Raw genomic sequence first — 929 nt, forward strand, 5'->3', positions numbered from 1 at the left:
AAACGGGTGGACAAACCGCTCATGCCTTCATCGATGCCCGCGTAATCACGGTACTCCTGATAGGATTTGGCCTTGGGATCGGTATCCTTCAGGCTTTCCCCATCGTAGACGCGCATTTTGGAGTGGATGCTGGAGTTTTCTGGCTCCTTAAGGCGCGACAGGATAGAGAAGCGTGCCAACGTTTCCAGCGTGCCGGGCGCGCAAGGGGCGTGCGACAGTTCGCTGTGATCGAGCAGTTTTTCGTAGATCTTCACCTCTTCGGAGACGCGCAGGCAGTAGGGCACCTTGACGATGTAAACGCGGTCCAAAAAGGCTTCGTTGTTTTTGTTATTACGGAATTGAAACGGCAGGGCGGCAATGCCCTCCGTGCCGTTATAGTTGCCTTCCTGTGTGGCGGTCAGCAGAGGATGAAGCACCTTGATAGGCGCTTTGAACATCTCGACAAACTCCATGATGCCCTGGTTGGCACGGCACAGCGCACCGGAATAGCCATAGGCATCAGGATCGTTTTGGGCAAAATGCTCCAGCTTACGGATGTCCACTTTCCCGACCAGTGCAGAGATATCCTGATTGTTTTCGTCACCCGGTTCGGTTTTGGCGATCGCGACTTGTGCCAGAATGGAAGGCCACACCTTAATCACTTTGAACTTGGTGATGTCACCGCCGAAATCGCGCAGGCGTTTGGCCGCCCAGGGGGACATGATGGTGCCGAGATAACGGCGTGGCACCGCATACTCTTTTTCGAGAATATCGGCATCTTCCTGCGGGTTGAACAGGCACAGCGGATGGTCGTTGACCGGACTACGCTCGCCGTTGGCACTCAGCACATAAATCGGCACGCGTTGCATCAAGGCTTTCAGGCGCTCAGCCAGCGACGATTTCCCGCCGCCCACCGGACCGAGCAGATACAGGATCTGTTTCTTCTCTTC

The 929-nt window shown here is 55.3% G+C and carries 1 protein-coding gene; it reads right to left on the reverse strand.

Features of this window, described 5'->3' with window-relative positions:
• Positions 1-929 (reverse strand): PrkA family serine protein kinase (locus J5224_RS30455; protein ID WP_264628773.1); only part of this gene is annotated, 929 nt, incomplete at both ends.

Source organism: Candidatus Symbiopectobacterium sp. NZEC135 (genome assembly GCF_025962695.1).